The sequence below is a fragment of the Bradyrhizobium sp. CCBAU 51745 genome (assembly GCF_028128715.1).
GTDB classification, from domain to species: Bacteria; Pseudomonadota; Alphaproteobacteria; order Rhizobiales; family Xanthobacteraceae; genus Bradyrhizobium; species Bradyrhizobium manausense.
This window is the reverse complement of sequence record NZ_LBJP01000001.1, coordinates 1-19,486: the sequence shown is the minus strand read 5'-3', so window position 1 is coordinate 19,486 and position 19,486 is coordinate 1. Positions and strand designations below refer to the sequence as shown.

At 57.6% G+C, this 19,486-nt stretch carries 20 protein-coding genes; 19 read left to right on the top strand and 1 reads right to left on the bottom strand.

What is annotated here, in order from left to right:
• Window positions 1-117 precede the first annotated feature (117 nt).
• The 17 genes from XH98_RS00100 (at window position 118) to XH98_RS00020 (ending at window position 16,553) form a co-directional block, all read left to right on the top strand.
• Window positions 118-978: an NAD-dependent epimerase/dehydratase family protein gene (locus tag XH98_RS00100; RefSeq protein ID WP_271617376.1), complete on the top strand. Its 861-nt coding sequence runs from the start codon at window positions 118-120 to the stop codon at window positions 976-978.
• A 34-nt stretch (window positions 979-1,012) separates the two neighbouring features.
• Entirely contained in the window at window positions 1,013-2,089 is a 1,077-nt protein-coding gene (locus tag XH98_RS00095) for a radical SAM/SPASM domain-containing protein (protein WP_271617375.1), read from the top strand.
• A gap of 8 nt (window positions 2,090-2,097) precedes the next feature.
• Window positions 2,098-3,114, top strand: coding sequence for an N-acetylneuraminate synthase family protein (locus tag XH98_RS00090; protein WP_271617374.1), 1,017 nt, complete (start codon window positions 2,098-2,100; stop codon window positions 3,112-3,114).
• On the top strand, window positions 3,111-3,788 hold the full coding sequence (locus XH98_RS00085; RefSeq protein ID WP_271617373.1) for a cytidylyltransferase domain-containing protein: 678 nt from the start codon (window positions 3,111-3,113) through the stop codon (window positions 3,786-3,788). The genes XH98_RS00090 and XH98_RS00085 overlap by 4 nt, the downstream gene beginning before the upstream one ends.
• Entirely contained in the window at window positions 3,769-4,716 is a 948-nt protein-coding gene (locus XH98_RS00080) for a glycosyl transferase (protein ID WP_271617372.1), read from the top strand. Before XH98_RS00085 ends, XH98_RS00080 begins: the two co-directional genes overlap by 20 nt.
• Window positions 4,713-5,411 (top strand): WbqC family protein, encoded by a 699-nt coding sequence (locus XH98_RS00075; RefSeq protein ID WP_271617371.1) that lies wholly within the window; start codon window positions 4,713-4,715, stop codon window positions 5,409-5,411. Before XH98_RS00080 ends, XH98_RS00075 begins: the two co-directional genes overlap by 4 nt.
• A 1-nt stretch (window position 5,412) precedes the next feature.
• Complete coding sequence (locus XH98_RS00070; protein WP_271617370.1) at window positions 5,413-6,042, top strand: PIG-L deacetylase family protein; 630 nt, start codon at window positions 5,413-5,415, stop codon at window positions 6,040-6,042.
• Window positions 6,043-6,118: 76 nt separating this feature from the next.
• On the top strand, window positions 6,119-6,973 hold the full coding sequence (locus XH98_RS00065; RefSeq protein WP_271617369.1) for an ABC transporter permease: 855 nt from the start codon (window positions 6,119-6,121) through the stop codon (window positions 6,971-6,973).
• Window positions 6,974-6,975: 2 nt separating this feature from the next.
• A complete protein-coding gene (locus XH98_RS00060) occupies window positions 6,976-8,277 on the top strand; it encodes an ABC transporter ATP-binding protein (protein WP_271617723.1) in 1,302 nt (433 codons plus the stop codon).
• Window positions 8,274-8,912, top strand: a complete 639-nt coding sequence (locus XH98_RS00055) for an acyltransferase (RefSeq protein WP_271617368.1) — start codon at window positions 8,274-8,276, stop codon at window positions 8,910-8,912. The genes XH98_RS00060 and XH98_RS00055 overlap by 4 nt, the downstream gene beginning before the upstream one ends.
• Window position 8,913: 1 nt before the next feature.
• Window positions 8,914-9,906, top strand: a complete 993-nt coding sequence (locus XH98_RS00050; RefSeq protein ID WP_271617367.1) for an NAD-dependent 4,6-dehydratase LegB — start codon at window positions 8,914-8,916, stop codon at window positions 9,904-9,906.
• A complete protein-coding gene (locus XH98_RS00045) occupies window positions 9,899-10,603 on the top strand; it encodes a nucleotidyltransferase family protein (RefSeq protein ID WP_271617366.1) in 705 nt (234 codons plus the stop codon). The genes XH98_RS00050 and XH98_RS00045 overlap by 8 nt, the downstream gene beginning before the upstream one ends.
• 40 nt (window positions 10,604-10,643) lie before the next feature.
• Window positions 10,644-12,059 carry a glycosyltransferase family 4 protein gene (locus XH98_RS00040; RefSeq protein ID WP_271617365.1) on the top strand — a complete coding sequence of 472 codons (1,416 nt, stop codon included), beginning with the start codon at window positions 10,644-10,646 and terminating at the stop codon, window positions 12,057-12,059.
• 83 nt (window positions 12,060-12,142) lie between these two features.
• Window positions 12,143-13,036, top strand: coding sequence for a hypothetical protein (locus XH98_RS00035; protein ID WP_271617364.1), 894 nt, complete (start codon window positions 12,143-12,145; stop codon window positions 13,034-13,036).
• A 205-nt stretch (window positions 13,037-13,241) separates the two neighbouring features.
• On the top strand, window positions 13,242-14,429 hold the full coding sequence (locus tag XH98_RS00030; RefSeq protein ID WP_271617363.1) for an SPASM domain-containing protein: 1,188 nt from the start codon (window positions 13,242-13,244) through the stop codon (window positions 14,427-14,429).
• A gap of 171 nt (window positions 14,430-14,600) precedes the next feature.
• A complete protein-coding gene (locus tag XH98_RS00025; protein WP_271617362.1) occupies window positions 14,601-15,368 on the top strand; it encodes a methyltransferase, TIGR04325 family in 768 nt (255 codons plus the stop codon).
• 135 nt (window positions 15,369-15,503) lie between these two features.
• Complete coding sequence (locus XH98_RS00020) at window positions 15,504-16,553, top strand: hypothetical protein (protein WP_271617361.1); 1,050 nt, start codon at window positions 15,504-15,506, stop codon at window positions 16,551-16,553.
• On the opposite strand, the gene XH98_RS00015 is transcribed toward XH98_RS00020, so the two are convergent.
• Window positions 16,550-17,926: a hypothetical protein gene (locus tag XH98_RS00015; protein ID WP_271617360.1), complete on the bottom strand. Its 1,377-nt coding sequence runs from the start codon at window positions 17,924-17,926 to the stop codon at window positions 16,550-16,552. The genes XH98_RS00020 and XH98_RS00015 overlap by 4 nt on opposite strands.
• A gap of 282 nt (window positions 17,927-18,208) precedes the next feature.
• On the opposite strand from XH98_RS00015, the gene gmd reads away from it, so the two are divergent.
• Together gmd and XH98_RS00005 are read left to right on the top strand one after the other, a co-directional pair.
• Window positions 18,209-19,279 carry a GDP-mannose 4,6-dehydratase gene (gene gmd / locus XH98_RS00010; RefSeq protein ID WP_271617359.1) on the top strand — a complete coding sequence of 357 codons (1,071 nt, stop codon included), beginning with the start codon at window positions 18,209-18,211 and terminating at the stop codon, window positions 19,277-19,279.
• Window positions 19,260-19,486: NAD-dependent epimerase/dehydratase family protein (locus XH98_RS00005; protein ID WP_271617358.1), on the top strand; the 227-nt coding region annotated here is incomplete at its 3' end. The genes gmd and XH98_RS00005, both read left to right, overlap by 20 nt.

Here is a 19,486-nt window from a genome sequence, read left to right as displayed (position 1 = left end):
ATCACCAGCTGTGAAGTCATCTGCGACAAGACCTGAGCCGACAGGCTGCGCGAGCGAGACAATGATGGAGCAAGTCCGGTGTGTTGAGGCCTGCGAAGCATAAGATGCGGTAGCCTCATGTCGAAAGTCATCGTTACGGGAGCGCCGGGCTTCATCGGTGCACATGTTGTCGAGCGTCTGCTGCGGGCGGGTTACGACGTTGTCGCTGCTGGTCGCGACCTCGGCGATGTGACGGACGCTTCCTTTTGGAACGGTTTGCCTCGAGCCGATCATCTCATTCATCTGGCCGGCCGAAGCTACGTCCCGGACAGTTGGCAGTCTCCAGCTGGTTTTTATTCCGAGAACATCACTGGCGGCGCCCTTGCCATCGAATATTGCCGCCGCGCGTCCGCACATCTGTTGTTCGTCAGCTCTTACGTGTATGGTACCCCGAAACAATTGCCGATCGATGAGGATCATCCGCTTGCGCCCGGCAGCCCCTATGCGCTGTCGAAGGTCCTGGTGGAGCAGCTCTGCGCATTTCACGCGCAGGCGGATCAGCTTCCGGTGACGATTGTTCGTCCCTTCAATGTCTTCGGCCCCGGGCAGAGGCGTGAGTTTCTCATTCCCGCCATCATCGACCAGATCAAACGGGGAGGCGATATCCACGTCAAGGACATGAGACCGCGGCGCGACTTTCTCTACGTCGAAGATCTTGCCGCCGCCCTCGAGCTGACGTTGCATTCTCCGGGAGGCCTGCGCGTCTTCAACCTGGGTTCCGGCTCCTCCTACTCCGTCGCCGAGGTCATCGACATGGCGCAGTCTATTGCAGGGACGCAACTCGCTATCCGCTGCGATGACGATATAAGGCAGAATGAAATCGCCGACGTGCGCGCAGATATCACGCGCGCGCGAGCGCAACTCGGCTGGGAACCCAGGAACTCGTTGCGAATGGGGCTGAAGCTCATGCTTGCGGGAAGATGCGCGGAGCAGAGTTGAGCCGTTTGGATCAAATGTACGTCGGGGAAAATCTATGAACACGCGGTACGTGCCCATCAACAAGGGCAACTACTCGATGGATACGGCCGAACGTCAAGCCGAATTCGATCGCAAACTCGGTGGCGCGTGGCCTGAGGGCTACGCCGAGTATCGTCGGGCGTGGTCCGAGAACCCCAAGTCCGAGACAGTGACGGACTATCCGTTGCTGGTCGACATCGAGCTGTCGTCGATCTGCAATCTGAAATGCCCGATGTGCTACACCATAACGCAGGCTTTCAAGGAGCACGTCAATGTCAAGCGGATGGACTGGGGGCTGATCCAGAAGATCATCGACGAAATCGGTGGGAAGGTGCCCGCGATCCGACTGAGCCTTCGGGGAGAAGCCACCCTCAACAAGAATTTCGCGGAATGCATCCGCTACGCCAAGGCGAAGGGGATCAAGGAAGTTTCCACGCTCACGCACGGCTTCAAGCTGACCTTGCCCTATTTCGCGGAGATCGCCGCGGCCGGAATCGATTGGATTACGATCTCCATCGATGGTGTCGGAGAGACCTATGAACGCATACGGAGCCCTATTGGGTTCGAGGAGCTTCTGCAGAAGATCCGCGACATCAAGCGTTACAAGGACGAGCATGGACTGGATCGTCCGGTCATCAAGGTTCAGGGCATCTGGCCTGCGATCAAGGAAAACCCGCAGCTCTATTACGAGACGTTCGCCCCGCTGGTCGATCTCGTGGCGTTCAATCCGCTGATCGACTATCTCGGACGCGATGACGAGACGGACATATTCTATGTCGACGGCTTTACATGCCCTCAGCAGTATCAGCGGCTCGTCATCGGAGCGGATGGTCTTGTGATGAAGTGCTCGAATGATGAGGAGAACCGGGAAGTCATTGGAGACGTCAAGACGCAATCCGTCCATGAGATCTGGCATGGGCCCCAGATGCAGGCGGTCCGCGACATGCAGCGCCGGCGGAATGGGTTCATGGAAAGCCCGGTTTGCCGGAAATGCTATTTGCCGCGGCGTACTGTCGATGAGGAGACGACCATTGATGGACGCAAGATCACCGTGCGCAACTACGTGAACAGGCCCCAGGTTATCGGCAAGTAGGATAGAACGTGTTTCGTCGATATCGCCCCGACCGCTGCTATATCATCGCCGAGATCGGCGGAAACTTCACCACTTTCGAAGAGGCGCGCCGCTTGATCGATGCGGCGGCGCAGTCCGGTGTTGACGCCGTCAAATTGCAGACCTACCGGGCTGAAACGGTGGCCAGCCGCGTGGCGATGTTTGTGATGGAGAACACGGGCGTTACCTCACAATTCGATCTTTTCAAGAAGTATGAGATCGGGGCTCAGCTTCACCGCGAGGTTTTCGCTTACGCCGAGAGCCGGAATCTCGACTGGTTTTCGACTCCTTCGCATGTCTCTGATGTCGACTTTCTTGAACAGTGTGGTGTCGGCGCCTACAAGATCGGATCGGACGACGCAGCGAACTTGCCTTTTCTGCGATACGTGGCCCGCCTGCAAAAGCCCGTAATTCTCTCGACGGGCATGTGTACCTTGGAAGAAGTTCACGAAGCGGTTGACGCGATCGTGGGGGAAGGCAACCGCAAGCTGGTCATCTTGCACGCGGTGACGAGCTATCCGACGCATCCGGAAAACGTGAACCTGAAGGCGATACAAACCTTGGCGCGGGAGTTTTCCGACTTCGACGTAGGGTATTCGGATCACACGTTGACTCCCGTTGCGAGCCTTTGCGCCGTGGCCATGGGAGCCCGCATGATCGAGCGGCATTTCACCCTCGACAGGAATGCCGAAGGACCGGATCATCGGCTTTCCGCCGATCCTGACGAAATGCGCTGGCTGGTCGATGCCGTCCGGTCATTGGAGGTCATGAATGGAAGTGGGATCAAGGAGCCGGCCGCAAGCGAGATGGAGACGCGCGTCAATAATCGAAAGAGCATCGTGCTCGAACGCGAACTCGCGGCGGGCTGCCGGCTGACTGCAGCAGATCTCGTGATCAAACGACCGGGGACGGGCATCGCGCCAAAATATCTCGAGGAAGTCGTAGGACGTACACTCGTCCGCGCGATGGGCGCCGATGCGGTTCTTCAATGGGACGATCTGGTGTGACGACCGGTGTGGTCATTCAGGCCCGAATGGGGTCTACGCGATTGCCGGGCAAGGTGCTGAAGCCGATCGCAGGCCGGCCGTTGCTCGACCATGTGGTTGGCCGTCTTTCGATGATGCGTGCCGAGGCTGTTCCGATCGTCGCTACGACGGTCGAAAGCAAGGATGACATCATTGCCCGGCGGTGTACCGAGTTGGGTGTTGAGTGCTTCAGGGGCAGCGAACTCGACGTGCTCGCGCGCTTCACCGAATGCGCGCGCGTCCATGTGCTTGATCACATCGTGCGACTTACGGCTGATAATCCTTTCACGGATATTGAAGAACTTGATCGGCTGATCGATCTGCATCTTGCTGCCGGCAACGACTACACGCATTCCTTTGGTGTGCTGCCGGTCGGAGTAGGAGCGGAAATATTCTCCCGTGCGGCGCTTGAGTTGAGTAACCGCGACGGCCATCGCGCCAATCATCGTGAGCACGTCAACGAATACATTCAGGAGAATCCAGCGATCTTCAGGATCGGCCAGCTTGCCGTTCCGGCAGCGAAGAATCATCCCGAGGTCTCGCTGACCGTTGATACCGAGGCAGACTACGTTCGCGCATGCAAAATCGCCGAAAGCCGCGCCGGCTGCTGGATATCCACCGTGGAAGCTCTGGCGTATGATCGCGCTCTGCACTGAGTCCTCCCATACTCGTGGGATGGGACATCTATTCCGCGCGATGGTGCTCGCAGAGGGGCTGCGCGCCGCCGGCCACGCGGTCAAATTCTATGTCAATGACCATCCTGCAACAGCCGCCCTTCTGACCCAGCGTGGATTGCCGTTTGAGGTCGTTCCTCTGGAAGACGTCGAGCAGAATTGGGAAGGCAAGGCCATTGAGCGGGACGACATCAAGGTTTGGGTCTTTGACCGCCACCGGACCGATCAACGCTCGGCGCACCGCATCAAAGCAAAGGACATACCCTTGGTCACATTTGATGACCGGGGCGGCGGCGCCGCGCTGGCCGATCTGCATATCGCGGCTATGCCTTGCGAGGATGGGAGAGAGTTTGCCGGCAAGCGCGTGCTTACTGGTATCCGGTATTTGATGCTGGACCCCGCTATCGCGGCGTTTCGGCGGCAAAGGTCCGCCGTCGAAAGCATGGTCGTGACGCTCGGAGGGGCCGATACCTACGGGGTCACAATGAAAATAATGCGCCTGCTATCGGGCAGGGCGCTACGCAAGACGGTGATCCTTGGTCCCGCGTTCTTGCACGAAAATGAACTTGCGCCTCATTGGACATCGGATTTCGTCATCAAACGTTCTGTTCCTTCCCTCATCGAAGAGTTCGCAAGGCACGACGTCGCCGTGACGGGAGGCGGAATGACGCCATTTGAGGCGAACGCTGCCGGCTTGCCCTGCGTTGTGGTGGCGAACGAGGATTTCGAAATACCCGTCGGACGAGAATTGGCAAAGTTAGGGGGGGCGGTGTTCGCCGGCCATCACAGCGCGCTGGACGAATCCTTGTTTGCGCTGGATCTTCCCGTCGCGGAGATGAGCCGTGCGGGAATGCAAGCCGTTCCGATCGACGGCACCCAGCGCGTCGTCGAGGCCATCGTCGCTCTATGAGCAGGACCGTCGTCATCCACCAGCCGGATTTCTTGCCCTATCTCGGCTTCTTTCACAGGTTTCTGCAGGCCGATTTGTTCGTCGCGCTTGATCATGTTCAGTTCGTTCAGCACTCGAGGAATGCGTGGTCCCATCGGGACAAGATCAAGACCGCAAGCGGCGAGCGCTGGATGTCCGTGTCGGTCAAGAAGTGTCCGATGAACACGCCAATCAAGGACGTGCGGCTTTCGGCCAACAGCCAATGGCAGCAGGCCAATCTCAATTTGTTGCGGGAAAACTATCGGGGCGCGCCGTTCTTTCGCCCTATCTTCGACCGACTTGAACAGGTCCACAGGACGCCGTTCGAATACATGGCGCAGTTCAATCTCGCTCTGATCGACGTGGTCTGCGAATGGATAGGGATTAAAATTCCGCGAGTTATGTCCAGCACGCTCATGTGCTCGGGCCGCAAGAGTGAAATGATTGCCGGCATCGTGGCGGATGTCGGCGGGGATCGATATCTTTCCGGCACCGGGGCGCGACAGTATCACGAGCAGGAACCGTTCGACCGCCGGGGTATCGAAGTCATCTGGCAAGACTTCAAGCATCCCGTTTACCCCCAACAATTCGACGGCTTTATTCCGTATCTTTCGGTCATTGATGCCTTGTTCAATTGTGGGCCGGAAGCCACAGGCGCGATGTTGAGGAGTGCATGACGTGAACGTATTGGCGATTGGTGCCCACTTTGATGACGTGGAGCTCGGATGCGGTGGCGCGCTGGCCAAGCACAAGAGCAGGGGCGACAAGGTTTTCGTCTATGTTGCCACTGACTCGGAATATTATAGGCCCGACCGGACGCTCGTGCGCGGCAACGAGACCGCCCGCGCCGAAGGCGAGGAGGCGGTTCGAATCCTTGGGGCGGACGAATTGATCTGCGGATCATTCAAGACCTTGGAAGTCGAATTCACCGATCCTCTGAACGTGGAGATCTTGCGGATCGTCGAGCAGAAGAAGATCGACATGGTCTATACCCACTGGATCGGTGACGTGCATCACGATCACCACGCGATTGCGAAGGCCTCGCTGCATGCCTGCCGGCATGTGCCGCGGCTGTTGATGTTTCGGAGCAATTGGTATCACTCGCCAACTGATTTTCGGGGAACGTTCTTTGTGGACATCACCGATTATTGGGACATCAAGGAGCGAGCCATACGTGCTCATCGATCGGAGATCGCGCGAACCCACGAGCGCTGGATTGCTTTCTTTCGGCACGAGGCTGAAAACGCAGGGCAGCGCATGGGTGTTCGGTTCGCGGAGGTATATGAGGTCGTGAAATGGATCGAATAGAGCGCCCTCGGCGCCGCTACCAATCCTGGATCGGAATTCGCTTCAAAGAACGGGCGTCAGACGAATGGGTATCAGGTTGAACGACATTGATGAGGCGACTTGGGACGTCACGATCGCGCCTCGCCAAGGTCTTCTTGATCTTGGCCTGGAAGATCTTTGGCGATTCCGCGACCTTGTGAGGTTGATGGCGTACCGCAACTACATGGTGAACTACAGGCAGACGGTTCTCGGCCCGCTTTGGTATTTGGTCCAGCCGCTGATGACGACTGCGATATTCACGATGGTCTTCAAGTTCATCGGGGCGTTGCCGACAGATGGAATACCGGCCGTTCTGTTCTATCTCTCGGGAATTGTCGTTTGGTCGAATTTCTCGACAAACCTGGTGTCGACTTCCGACGTGTTTGTCGCCAACATCGGTCTGTTCGGTAAGGTCTATTTTCCTCGCCTCACGGTGCCGATCGCCACCGTCTTGACCAATCTGATCGCTCTGGCGGTTCAGTTGGTGCTGTTTCTGCTGATGTACTCTATCTGGATTCTGTGGGGAGCCGAAGCGAGGCCTTCGCTCTGGATGATCTGTTGCCCCTTGTTGTTTGCGGTCAACATCGCTATGGCGTTGGGTGTGGGGCTCTCGGTCTCGGCCCTTACCACGAGGTATCGCGACCTTGCTTCCATGCTCGGGAGTGTTGTCCAGCTGTGGATGTATGCGTCCCCTCTTTTCTATCCATTGTCCCAGATCCCCGAGCGGTGGCGGCTTCTGCTGGCTCTTAATCCAGTATCGACGATGATCGAGATATTCCGGTATATGGCCTTCGGCAAGGGGACGTTCTCCGCCTACTCCATCGAGATCAGCTTGGTGGTCGTCGTTTTTACTTTCGTGAGTGGCCTCTTGTTGTTTCGGCGGGCCGAACTCATCGCGGCGGACACGGTGTGAAGATGGGATCCATAGCGATCAACGTTGAACATCTGAGCAAGGAATACCGGCTCGGCGTAATGAACCACGGAACGCTGGCGGAAGACCTGCGGCACCGGTTCAAGCGCTGGCGAGGCAAGCCCGACGGGCAGCAGTTGCTGACGGCGGCGGAGCCTGATGTCGCCCATGTGCCGCGCTTGCGGGAAGGGCGCTTCTACGCCCTGGAAGATGTCTCTCTCGATATCGAGCAGGGCGCGTCCGTCGGTGTGATCGGCGCGAACGGTGCGGGAAAGTCTACGTTACTGAAGATATTGTCGCGCATCACGGTGCCCACATCCGGCCGCGTCCGCGTCAAGGGACGTTTGGCCACGCTGCTCGAGGTCGGCACCGGCTTTCATCCGGAATTGACGGGTCGCGAGAATATCTACTTGAACGGCGCGATTCTCGGCATGACCCATCAGGAGGTTCGTCGAAATTTCGATGAGATCGTTGACTTCGCCGACATCGATCAGTTCATCGATACTCCGGTGAAGCGCTATTCGTCCGGAATGTATGTGCGACTCGCGTTTGCGGTCGCCGCACATCTCGAGCCGGAGATCCTCATTGTCGACGAGGTGCTGGCGGTAGGAGATTTGAATTTCCAGAAAAAATGCTTTGGAAGAATGGACAAGGTTGGGCGCGAAGGCAGAACGGTGATCTTTGTCAGCCACAATCTTCCGGCCGTCGGCCGGCTTTGCCCCAAAAGCATCCTGCTGGAGGATGGCCGACTGGTTGCGCACACCAACACCGTCGATGTGATCGCGGCTTACGTGAAGCGTGGGCTGACCGAAGCGCCGGCCGATCTCACTTTCGATCAGCCGCTGGTGGCTGGAAAGTGCGGCAAGATTCGTCGGATATCCCTGGAGAACTCAAAGGGACAGGTCGCCGGCAGCGTCGAGCTCACTGAGCCGTTCTACGTGTCCGTCGAATACGACATCGTCGAGCCGGTTGAAAAGCTGACCGTCAGCATCGAAGTGCATCTGGACGAGCTGCAGATGACGATCATCTCTTTGAGTGACACCGAGCTGGAGCCTCAGCGCCTGGAGACGCGCAAGCCCGGACGATACAAGGCGCGGGTGCGCATTCCCGACCGTATCCTGAACACTGGTGTTTACCACATCCGTTCGGGAATGGTTCGGGAAAAGGAAATCGTCGATGTCATCGAGAGCCCTTCGTTCCAGATCGAAGATCACCTGCAGATAACCGATATTGTCGGGTTCAGCCGCAAGAGCTCGATAAATGCGTTGCAGCTGCCCTGGACGGTCGAAAGGCTGGGGACGCCTTGACGTCGATCGTGAGGAGCATCGTCACTTTCGTGCGCTGGCGCTTGGCGAGGCGCAAGGCTGCCCGGTTTGGCCGTCCCAGATATCTGGGGCGTGGCTTTGAGGTGGGCCGCGATGTCTGCATCGATGAAGGGGCGGTCATTGGGCATGATGTCAAGATCGACGGCAATATCACCATCGGCGAAAACGCCGATGTCGGAAATGGGGCCCTGCTGCTCGGCTCGATCGTGATGGGCGCAAATGCGGTGGTCGGCCGTCAAACCTACGTGGGGACCGGCCCGGAAGGACATATTGCAATCGGAAACAACGTCTTCATAAATGACTTCTCGAAGATCGGAGCCATGAAGCGCTTGATCATCGAAGACCATTGCATTTTCGCTGCTTTTCTCGAGATCACGGATGCCGAGCACGGCACAGGCGCGGATCAGTACGTTCAATACGCACCCATCACGGCCGAGCCCGTCAAAATCGGGGAGGGTGTGTGGCTCGGCAGTCACGTCGTGGTTTTGAAGGGAGCCTCGATCGGCCCAAGAAGCGTCATCGGGGCGCATTCGCTGGTCAAGGGCGAGATTGCAAGCGATTGCATTGCGTTCGGCATCCCGGCCCGAGTGCACCAGTCCAGGCCTGAGTATTCCTGACATGTCCCTTGAAGGTAAAAAAGTTCTCGTAACCGGAGCCGATGGTTTCATCGGGTCCCATCTGGCTGAGACGCTGGTCAGGGCGGGGGCATCCGTACGGGCGATGACGCTGTACAATTCGTTCAATAGCTGGGGGTGGCTCGACGGAAGCCCGCTATTGAACGAGCTCGATATCAGATGTGGCGACGTTCGTGATGCCGATTTCGTCCGCGCCGCCGTCAGCGGTATGGATATCGTCTTTCACCTCGCCGCACTGATCGCGATTCCATATTCGTACCAGGCACCCCGAAGCTATGTGGATACGAATGTTTCGGGTACGTTGAACGTGCTGCAGGCCGCCCGCGATCAAGGAGTCGGACAGATTTTGGTGGCCTCGACCAGCGAAGTCTATGGAACGGCACGCACGGTGCCGATTTCGGAGGCGCATCCCCGCCAACCACAATCGCCTTACAGCGCCACCAAGATCGCCGCCGACGCACTTGCCGAAAGCTTCCATCTGTCTTTTGCGACACCCGTGACGATCGTGCGACCGTTCAATACCTACGGTCCGAGGCAGTCTGCTCGCGCGGTGATTCCAACCATCATGCTGCAATTGCTTGGCGGGGAGCGCAGGATCAAATTGGGAAACCTGCGTCCAACGAGAGATCTAAACTATGTTGAAGATACCTGCCGAGGATTTCTCATGCTTGCCGGGTGTCAGCAATCGATCGGAAAGTCGGTCAATGTTGGTAGCGGGCGCGAGATAACCATTGGAGACCTTGCTCTGCTCATCGCGAAGGTCGTCGGCTCCGAGATCGAAATCGTTCACGACGAGCAACGCATGCGTCCGGAGTTCAGTGAGGTCGACCGGTTGCTCTGCGACAACACTTTGATCAACTCCCTAACCGGTTATCTTCCTTCCATAACTCTGGAAGAGGGCATTCGCCGCACGGTCGATTGGTTCAGGGATTCCGAAAATCATCAGCGATACAAGGCCAATATCTACAATGTCTAGGCGCGCTGTCATTCTCGCGGGTGGACTCGGAACGCGATTGCGTCCATTCACCCTGACGATCCCGAAGCCGCTGGTGCCGATCGGATCGCGACCCGTGCTGGATATCGTCATCCAACAGCTTGCCGCAGCGGGATTCGAGCACATCACGCTGGCGATCAGTGCCCATACGCGCCTGATCCGCGCGTTTTTCGGCGACGGCAAGGATTGGAATGTGAACGTTGACTATTCACTCGAGGACCAGCCTCTGAGCACGATGGGGCCGCTCAAGCTCATCGGCGACTTGCCGGAGAACTTCCTGGTCATGAACGGTGATATCCTGACTGATCTCGCATTCGGCGATTTTTACCAGCGGCATGCCGGGGCCGAACGGCTGTTTACGATAGCATCTCATCGGCGCGAGCAGTTGATCGACTACGGCGTCTTGCATTCTGAGGAGGGGCGACTGGTCCGGTTTGAGGAGAAGCCGAAGGTCCCGTTTGAGGTCAGCATGGGCATTTACATGCTGAACAGGAGGGTTCTTTCGTTCATACCGGAGGGAGTGCCATTCGGCTTCGACGACTTGATGAGACTGCTTATGTTGCGAGGTGAGCCCGTATTCGTCGAGCCGTACGGGGGATATTGGAAAGACATCGGGCGGCCTGACGACTACGAATCTGCCGTAGCCGATGACGAAGCGGTCCCTGAGCGCTTCACTTGAACTGCTGGCTGCCCGGCGGATTACATAGATTGCACAAAGAATGAAGGTTGGTCTCTTCTTAGGGAACATGTCTCCGACAGAGGGAGGCGCTTACACGCTCGTGGTCAATCAATTGACCGCGCTAAGTCGGCTGTACGAATCCTGTGGGCACACCATAGTGCTTTTTTATCGCAAGAAGGGCGAGGCGCTTGCTGCACAGTTTGGCAAGTTTCCGAGTGTCAATCTGGATGCGCAGAGGTTCGGGGTTAAGACTCAGCAAGAAGTCGACGAGATTGTCCGCCGGCAGGAAGAGCAGCACGCTGCGGAGCTCGAACAGCGAGCTGCGGAGTTCGCGCAGCGCACCAAGGCGTTTGAAGCGTTCCTTGTAGAGAAACGCCTGTTTGAGCAGCGATTGGCAAGAATCAAGCGGTTCTCGGACTTCGCCACGAGGGTTTACGCGGCCTTGTACCGGCCGGTGTCGCCCGAAAGCCAGATGGGTGCGGTGCCGTCAACACGCGCGGAAGAGAAGACGCAAATCCCGGAAACCGAAGCGTCATGGATCGACGATATTTACAAGCGTGAGGGGATACAATTTGTCCTGTATCTGGCGCCCTGGTTTGAGGACGTCGTCGTGGACGTTCCCTTCGGCATCGTGGTGTGGGACTTGCAGCATCGCGACAGTCCATGGTTTCCGGAAGTGAGTACGGGCGCGGAATGGAATCGACGAGAGCACAACTATGCGCGGATTCTGCGCCGGGCAACCGTGATCTATACAGGTACCCAGCGTGGAGCTGAGGAAATTGCGGCCTACTATCAAGTGCCGCTACAACGTATCAAGGTGCTGCCTTTCGTCGCTCCACTTGACGCGCTGGAGGAAGCGCGTTCGCCCTTGAAGGCTGCGCCGTCGAAGCTCGACACTCCTGGCGAATATCTGTTTTATCCAGCACAGTTCTGGGCACACAAAAATCATGTGCTCGTGCTCGAGGCTTGCAAGATTGTTCGCGAGAGGTCGGGGTGGAACTTGGGCGTTGTCTTCACCGGCTCGGACAAGGGCAACCAGAACTATGTTCGGGACTATGCACGCCGCCTTGGGCTTGACCGCGATGTGAGATTCCTGGGCTTTGTGGACAGGATCGATATCCTCGATCTCTACCGACGGGCATTTTGTCTCGTGTTTCCGACTTTTTTCGGTCCCGACAATCTGCCTCCGCTGGAGGCGTTTGCGATCGGATGTCCCGTCGTCGCGTCGGACATTCCGGGTGCGCGCGAGCAGCTCGGAGAGGGCGCGATCTTGGTCCCTCCAACCGATGCACAGGCTTTCGCGGAAGCTATATTGAATCTGCGGGACGATGAGGTCCGAACGAAAGCCGTCAACGCAGGGCTTGCGGTCACCGGGAAAGCAAGCTGGGACGACTATGTGCAACGAATCATCGATTCTTTGGACGAGTTTGCAGCCATCCGTCGTACTTGGCCGTAGTCGCCATCCGACGATCAGACGGTGCGCGCTTGGATACGCGCGGCGATGGGCTGCGATGTGCTTGGGTTAAGGCGAGACGTGAGGTGGCCAAGTTGACGAATATGTTCTGGGGAGCAATGCCCCACGCGCTTTACCGGCACTTCAAGGTCGACCAGCCTGAGAGGCTTCGACTGCGGCAGGAAGCCGAACGATTGAAGCATCCGTTGGAATTGTCCGCGCGGAACGTCGAGTTCCGGCATCGGCACCAGGGACAGCGTTGTTTCATTCTCTGCAACGGGCCGAGCGTGAAGCGTCAAGACATCACGGTATTGAAGGGCGAGCACGTTTTTTCGGTCTCGAGCGGCTATCATCACCCGGATTATTCGACCCTCAGCCCGATTTATCACCTCGTCCCGCAGCTGACCTATGGGCTGCTGACGCGTGAAGATGCCATAAACTGGTTTCGCGAGATGGACGGCAGACTCGGGCGCGCAACCCTCTTTCTGAACTACACGGAGGAGGCGCTGGTCAGGGACTCCGGATTGTTCAGGGGGCGCGATATCCGCTACGTGACGTTGGCGGGGACGTTCCAAGACTACGATCCGTTGGCTCTTCCGGACATATCGAAGCGGATCCCGGGTGTTCAGTCGGTTGCGATCATGTGTCTGATGGCTGCGATGTACATGGGATTCACCGAGATCTATTTGCTAGGAACGGATCACGATCACTTTCGAACCGGCGAATATAACTACTTCTACGAACCGACCTTGCTGAGAGGGAAGGATCCATCGACCGATACCAAAGGCAACATCGTCGGTAGTTTGTACGATGAGCTTTCAGCGCTCAAGGTGCTGTGGGAGCAGTACCGCTGGATCAAACGGGTCGCGGGGCTTCATGGGATACGGATCTTCAACGCCTCAGCGGGTGGGGCGCTCGATGAGTTCCCGCGCATAGATTTGACGGCAGCCGCGGCCTCGGGCCGTCCCGGAACGGTATAGCCGCGGACCTGCTCTCGCGCGGATCCGCCTTGGCTACATCAGACGTGGCCCGATCCCGGAGCAATGGAGTAAGGTTGGGCGGCGACTGCGCCGTTTTCACGCCGGATGAATCGTGCAGGCGCGGCTAGAGGCAGGTTCGAACATCGTGGTGCGCCGGGGACAATTCGGCTGCGGAAGCGGTCGCAAAGTTGGATCAGACAAAGTCATGCATAAAGAATCTGTCAAGCGCCTTCTCGGCACAGTCAAAGTGCGCGGCCGTCCAATCCTGCTTGATGCAGCTCGCGCCTGCGCCCGGGCCTATGTTCGACTGGGCCGGCCACGGCGGCAACCGCAGGCTCTGCTGAACAGCTTCTTGAGTACGACAGCGGCGCGTCGTGTTGCGGTCACCTGGAAACGCAGATTCGTCGAGCCCGCGATACTCGCCCGCACAAAAAGTATCGTTCAGAAAAGACCGCTGGACCTCAATATTGAGGTGACGAATTTTTGCGCCGCAAGCTGCGTATTTTGCCCGAACTCCAAGGTGAAGCGCAAAAGGTCGGAAATGGATATGCATACCTTCATGAGGCTTGCTGCTGACTATTACGTTGCTGGCGGCGGCGCCTTGGGGCTCAGCTCGATGCAGTCTGACGTGTTCTCCGATCGGCTGTTACTGAGGCGACTGAAGCATTTGAAGGATGGCTATGCGGAGCCAGGTCGGTTTTACGTCTATACGACAACTTACCTTGTCGGTGCGGCCAAATACTCGGACGAGGATCTTGAGGCGGTTCTTCGTCGCATCGATTATTTGCAAATTTCGCTCGGGGGTACGGACCGCGAGAGCTACAAAACCATGTACGGGGTCAACGCCTTTGAGACGGTTCGAACGCAGCTGCGGCGCATAAAGAAAATCGTCGAGGAGAAGAACATCAAGATGAGACTCGCTCTGATGTTCAGGACACAGCGCCCGGAGCTAACGTTGGGCTCGGAATTGATGGCCGAACTCGGTGATACCTTCGAAATCGGAGAAAATCGTAACTCCTTCTTTTCCTGGGGCGGCATCATTCAGGAAGGCGATCTGCCGGAGGGAGCAAATCTGGTGGTCACCGACAACAGGGAAAAGCGCGCTGATTGTGCCGTCGCATATGCGTCAATGAGCATTGGGGTTGACGGTACGGTCGTCGGATGCGGGTGTGTGGATTGGAATGCCAAGCATATTGTCGGCAATGCAGTCACCGACCATTGGCTCAAAGTTTGGAGAAGCAAGAGTGCAGTTGCATTTCGAGAAGCCTTTTCGCGGGGTGATATTCCGCAGCTCTGCAAGGATTGCTCACTCTACGTACCCGTGGACGAGGCTTTTTCACGAGATTCGATGAAGGACTATCAGCCCGCTCGTGGGCTCTGGTACCTTCAGTAGGAACCTGGCGCACCCAAACCCCCAATTTGAGCTTCGGCGGATCGCGCTGTGGACGGAAACGCAATGAGTATCACCGCTAGGGCGATTGCGAAGCAACTCGTTCCACCCCTGCTTTGGACAGCCTTGCGCCGGCTCATCGTGGGTGGGAGTGCGCCAGCTCGGAGTGCGCCAGTGACTCCAGATGTCGTGCCGGCTCAGGAAGCCGTGTCCGTGGCGCCGCCTAGTCCGAGTACCATGTTCAGCGGCGACTACGAGACATTTCGCGAGGCTGCAGCGCATTGCGAGGGATACGATAGTGAGGCCGCCGCAAAAGCAGCGCAGGTGCAGCTTCGCCAAATGATGGAAGCGAGCCCCCCAACGGAGATCGATGGCCGCTTCCAGCAAGTTCATTCGGCGCTTTGCGTGGTCCGGGATCATTTGAAGGCCGGCCGATTGTCGGTCCTCGATATCGGAGGAGGCGCAGGAAACTACTTCTTTCGAATTCAATCTCTTCTTGCCGCAGAAGCGCTGGACTGGTCTATCGTCGAAACATCAAGCCTGGTGGCCGCATGTTCGGGACTTGGCGCGCCATTCAGATACTTCGACAGCATTCCAGCCCGCGGGAGCTTTGATGTTGCGCTCATCAGCGGGACCTTGCAGTATTTGGCAGAACCGTTCGAAGCCTTGCGCGCAGCGGCGAAAGTCTCAGGTTGGATCTTGCTGACGAGAGTACCAATACGTCATGGACCCACCCAGTTCATGGTGCAGACCGTACCTGAGCACATTTATCGAGGATCCATGCCGATCCAGGTGTTTTGTTCCGATGAGCTATCGAAGGCCCTCGAGAGCATCGGATCTATCGAACTAACCTGGTCCGTCTCATTGGACGATCCCGCCTTTCCGGGAATGGGCGTGAGTAATCGTGGCTATCTTGTCCGCTGCCGCCATGTGGAACGATAACGGACTACGATTCTTGCACGCGATTCTGTCTTCTACTCAAAAAAGCCAGATGCGATCGGTCGGCCTGAAGGGGTCAAATCGCACAGCTTCAGCTATGGCAACATCTCCTCACATCGAAACATCTGGAGACGGAGATTGATACGTAGACTCTTCGCCCGCCTCAGCCGAGCCCTCACTCGGGACGTCAGCCTACAACTGGCTGCCGCGACCCGCGCGCTCGAGGCGTTGTCTGAAAAAGTTGCGTCTCTGGCCGCAGCGACGAACGGCTCCGCCGATCTGCGGCGTGAGGTTCATCAATTGAAGATGATTGCGGGCACCCAGGCGGCGATGACGGTTTCTCAATTGGAGAAATTGCCTGCGCTCGGGGCTGCCGGCTTTCGGGTCAGTTCTCAATGGGGGGAAGATGGGATCATCGAGTGGCTCGTTTCCAACCTGCCCACCTTGAAGCAAAGCTTCGTCGAGTTTGGAGTCGAGCACTACGTGGAAGCCAATACGCCGTTCCTGTTGCAACATAGGAATTGGCGTGGATTGATCGCAGACATATCCACGGAAGCTATCGAAGCCGTCCGGAAAACGGATCTGATGTGGCGTCACGACCTGACTGCAGTCCATCTCCAGATTACCAGAGACAACATCAATGACCTCTTCACTCGATATGGTTTTGATGGAGAGATCGGACTCTTGAGCATCGATATCGATGGAAACGATTATTGGGTCTGGAATGCGATAACGACTGCGAACCCGGGCATCGTAGTCTGCGAATACAACGGGTTGTTCGGGGACGTGTATCCGATTTCGGTACCTTACGACGAAAATTTCTACAGGACCGAGAAGCACTACACCAATTTGTATTGGGGAACTTCCATTCGCGCACTGGAACACCTGGCGAACTTGCGTGGTTATACGTTCGTCGGTTCCAATACCGAAGGAAACAATGCTTTTTTCGTCAGGAACGATCTCGCGCCGCAAATTGAAGCCCGCATCGCGGACAAGCGTCCCCGGCCTCCGCTGTTTCGCGAGTCTCGTGATGCGAATGGCGCGCTAACTTATTTGTCGGGCCTGCGGCGTTCCGAAGCCATTTCGGAGATGCCCGTCGTAGATGTGGTCACCGGCGAATTGCGGCCGCTCGGACATTACGGACGTGGCCTTTATTCGAAGGATTGGCTCGACCGTTTCGGGAACTAGTTGCGCGGGAGGTGCGGCGTCGTTGAGGCGGCGGCAGAGAGCCACACGCCGAGGGCTTTGAAGAGAGTGGACTTGAGCGCTTCGATCGATTGCTCATCCTGAAACGCGTTGAAATCGAAGTTGTCTTTCGGCTGGCCAGCGAGCCAGCCGAGCTTTTCCAGGATGGCGTCGACGTTGCCTTCGGGGGCACAGGCGCCGATTTTCAATCGGTGGACGCGTTCGCCCATCAGTGAATCTTCGGTCACCAGAATGGGGCGGCGAAATCCAGCTGCCTTTGTCAGGGAATTCGAAGAACTGTTAAAACCCTGGTAGACGGCATATAGAATATCGCAGGCTTGAATGATGCTGTTGTAGTCGGGCTCGCTCGCTATGTATCCTTCGAAGAGGAAGACGTTTTTGGGCGGATTTGCGTAAAAGGACCGAATTCGGCTCCGATGCTCATCGAAGCTTTCCCAGTTCGCCTTGCCTATGATCGCGAAAAAGAACCGAGCGGGATCCGCGGCTGCAATGACGTCGAGGAGCGTCGCAATACCTTTGTGCGCGGCGATCGAGCCGATCTGCAATACGACGGTCCGATCACCAGCGCGCTTACGGATTTCACGGGCGAGCTCACTGGGCTCCGTCGGTAGTTCCAGATCGGCCACGTCTGGCGCAAGTGCGAAATGCAGATTGGGTGCGGCTTTCGCATAGGCAGGAATCGCGGAAGGGACCAGGAACAAGCCACCACGCGCCTTGGACGATTTGAAATAGCCCTCAACAGGCTTGGTCGGCTCGCTGATCAGCCGTGGATGAAACAGAAGCCCGGCCCATGGTGCGGACTGCGGGCGGTCGAGGACAGCAATGTTGCGCGGTTGCTCGGCCATCATATCGAGATAGAGAAACAGAATGAGATCGGGCGCGGCCTCGCCCGATATGGAAGCGACCGTGTCGATGCAATCGAGCGCAGGATTGAACGAAATTCGGCTCACGTCAGAATGGAAGCGCAGGTTCAGCGCGCGCGCGAATTCAGTTTCCAGCAAACGGCGTCCAAGTGCACGCTTGATCCGAACCATCTGCGACCGAAGCTTGCCGTATCGCACTCCGATAGATCGCAGCAAGATGTCGAGCGCGCCATTCTTCGAGACGAGTTGAGTCCACGTGATGGAGTCCATCCCAGCGGCGCCACCCCGGTTCGGTTGGTCGACAGAAAAAAAAGCAAAGGAAGCCGCCAGTGCAGGCGCATTTCGGGCCAAGTAGCTGATGGTCTCGGCGTCAGTTTGAGCGACAAGTACCACCCGGTGTCCCAATTCCAGAAGTGCCCGCGAATAGAGCCGCGCGTAAGCGTCGAGATGCCCTCGGCCCGAAATCGGATTGACTAGGAAAATGGATGCCATGATTTAGTGTTCGAAATCTCGGGATAGTTGCCGGCCGTCCGGTTCTAGAAGAGGTCCCTAATCCCAGTTGTCTGTTGGAGTTTGCTGTGGCGCCCTCCCGCAAGATGCGGCTTCCGGGTTCGGCACCTATCCGTGTCATTCAACTAGCGCCATTACACTGCCTTTTTCAAGGAGGCCCGCGTGGCAATCAAGTACTTGATTTAATGCAGGTCTTGGATATAGACGGACGGGACTGCCCAGGTGAGATCAGATCCATGATACGATTAGCAAGCGGGAATTCGGATGCGTGAGCGAATTGCTCTCATAACCGGTGTGACGGGTCAGGACGGCGCTTATCTTGCCGAATATTTGCTGTCGCTCGGCTATGTCGTGCACGGCATCAAACGGCGCTCGTCCTCGTTCAACACCGCGCGTGTCGATCATCTCTACCAGGACCCGCATGTCGGCAACGTGCCGTTCCAGATGCACTACGGCGACATGACGGATTCGACCAATCTGATCCGCCTGGTCCAACAGATACGGCCGACCGAGATCTACAATCTCGCCGCCCAGAGTCACGTCGCGGTCAGCTTCGAGAGTCCGGAATACACGGCCAATGCCGACGCCATCGGCGTGCTGCGCCTCCTGGAGGCAATCCGTATCCTTGGCATGGAGAAGGACACGCGGTTCTACCAGGCCTCGACCTCCGAGCTCTACGGTCTCGTGCAGGAGATCCCGCAGAAGGAGACGACGCCGTTCTATCCGCGCTCTCCTTACGGCGTTGCAAAGCTCTATGGCTATTGGATCACGGTGAACTACCGCGAAGCCTACGGCATGTTCGCAAGCAACGGCATCCTGTTCAACCACGAGAGCCCGATCCGCGGCGAGACCTTCGTCACCCGCAAGATCACCCGCGGCGTGGCACGGATCGAGGTCGGGCTCGAGCAGACGCTCTATCTCGGTAATCTCGAGGCCAAGCGCGACTGGGGCCACGCAAAGGATTACGTCGAGGGCATGCACATGATTTTGCAAGCCGACAAACCCGACGATTTCGTGCTCGCCACCGGCGAGATGCGCTCGGTGCGCGAGATGGTCGAGCTGTCCTTCGCGCAGGTCGGCCGCCGCATCGAATGGCGCGGCAAGGGCGTCGACGAGACCGGGGTCGATGCCATCAGCGGCAAGACGGTGGTGAAGGTCGATCCGACCTATTTCCGCCCGACCGAGGTCGATCTTCTTATCGGCGACGCCAGCAAGGCGCGCAAAGTGCTCGGCTGGAAGCCGAAGCGGACGTTTGCGCAGCTGGTCGAAGAGATGATGGCAAGCGATCTGGCCGACGCCAAACGGGACATCGTGAGTGGCAAGCGTACCGTTTGAGCTGAAGGGCAAGAGCGTCTACGTCGCCGGCCATCGCGGCATGGTCGGCAGCGCGCTGCTGCGCCGGCTGGCGCGAGAGGACGTCAAGCTCGTGACCGTGGACCGGCGCGAGGTCGATCTCCGCAACCAGGCCCAAGTGTTCGACTGGTTCGCGCGCGTGCGGCCGCAGGTCGTCTTCCTCGCCGCGGCCAAGGTTGGCGGCATCGT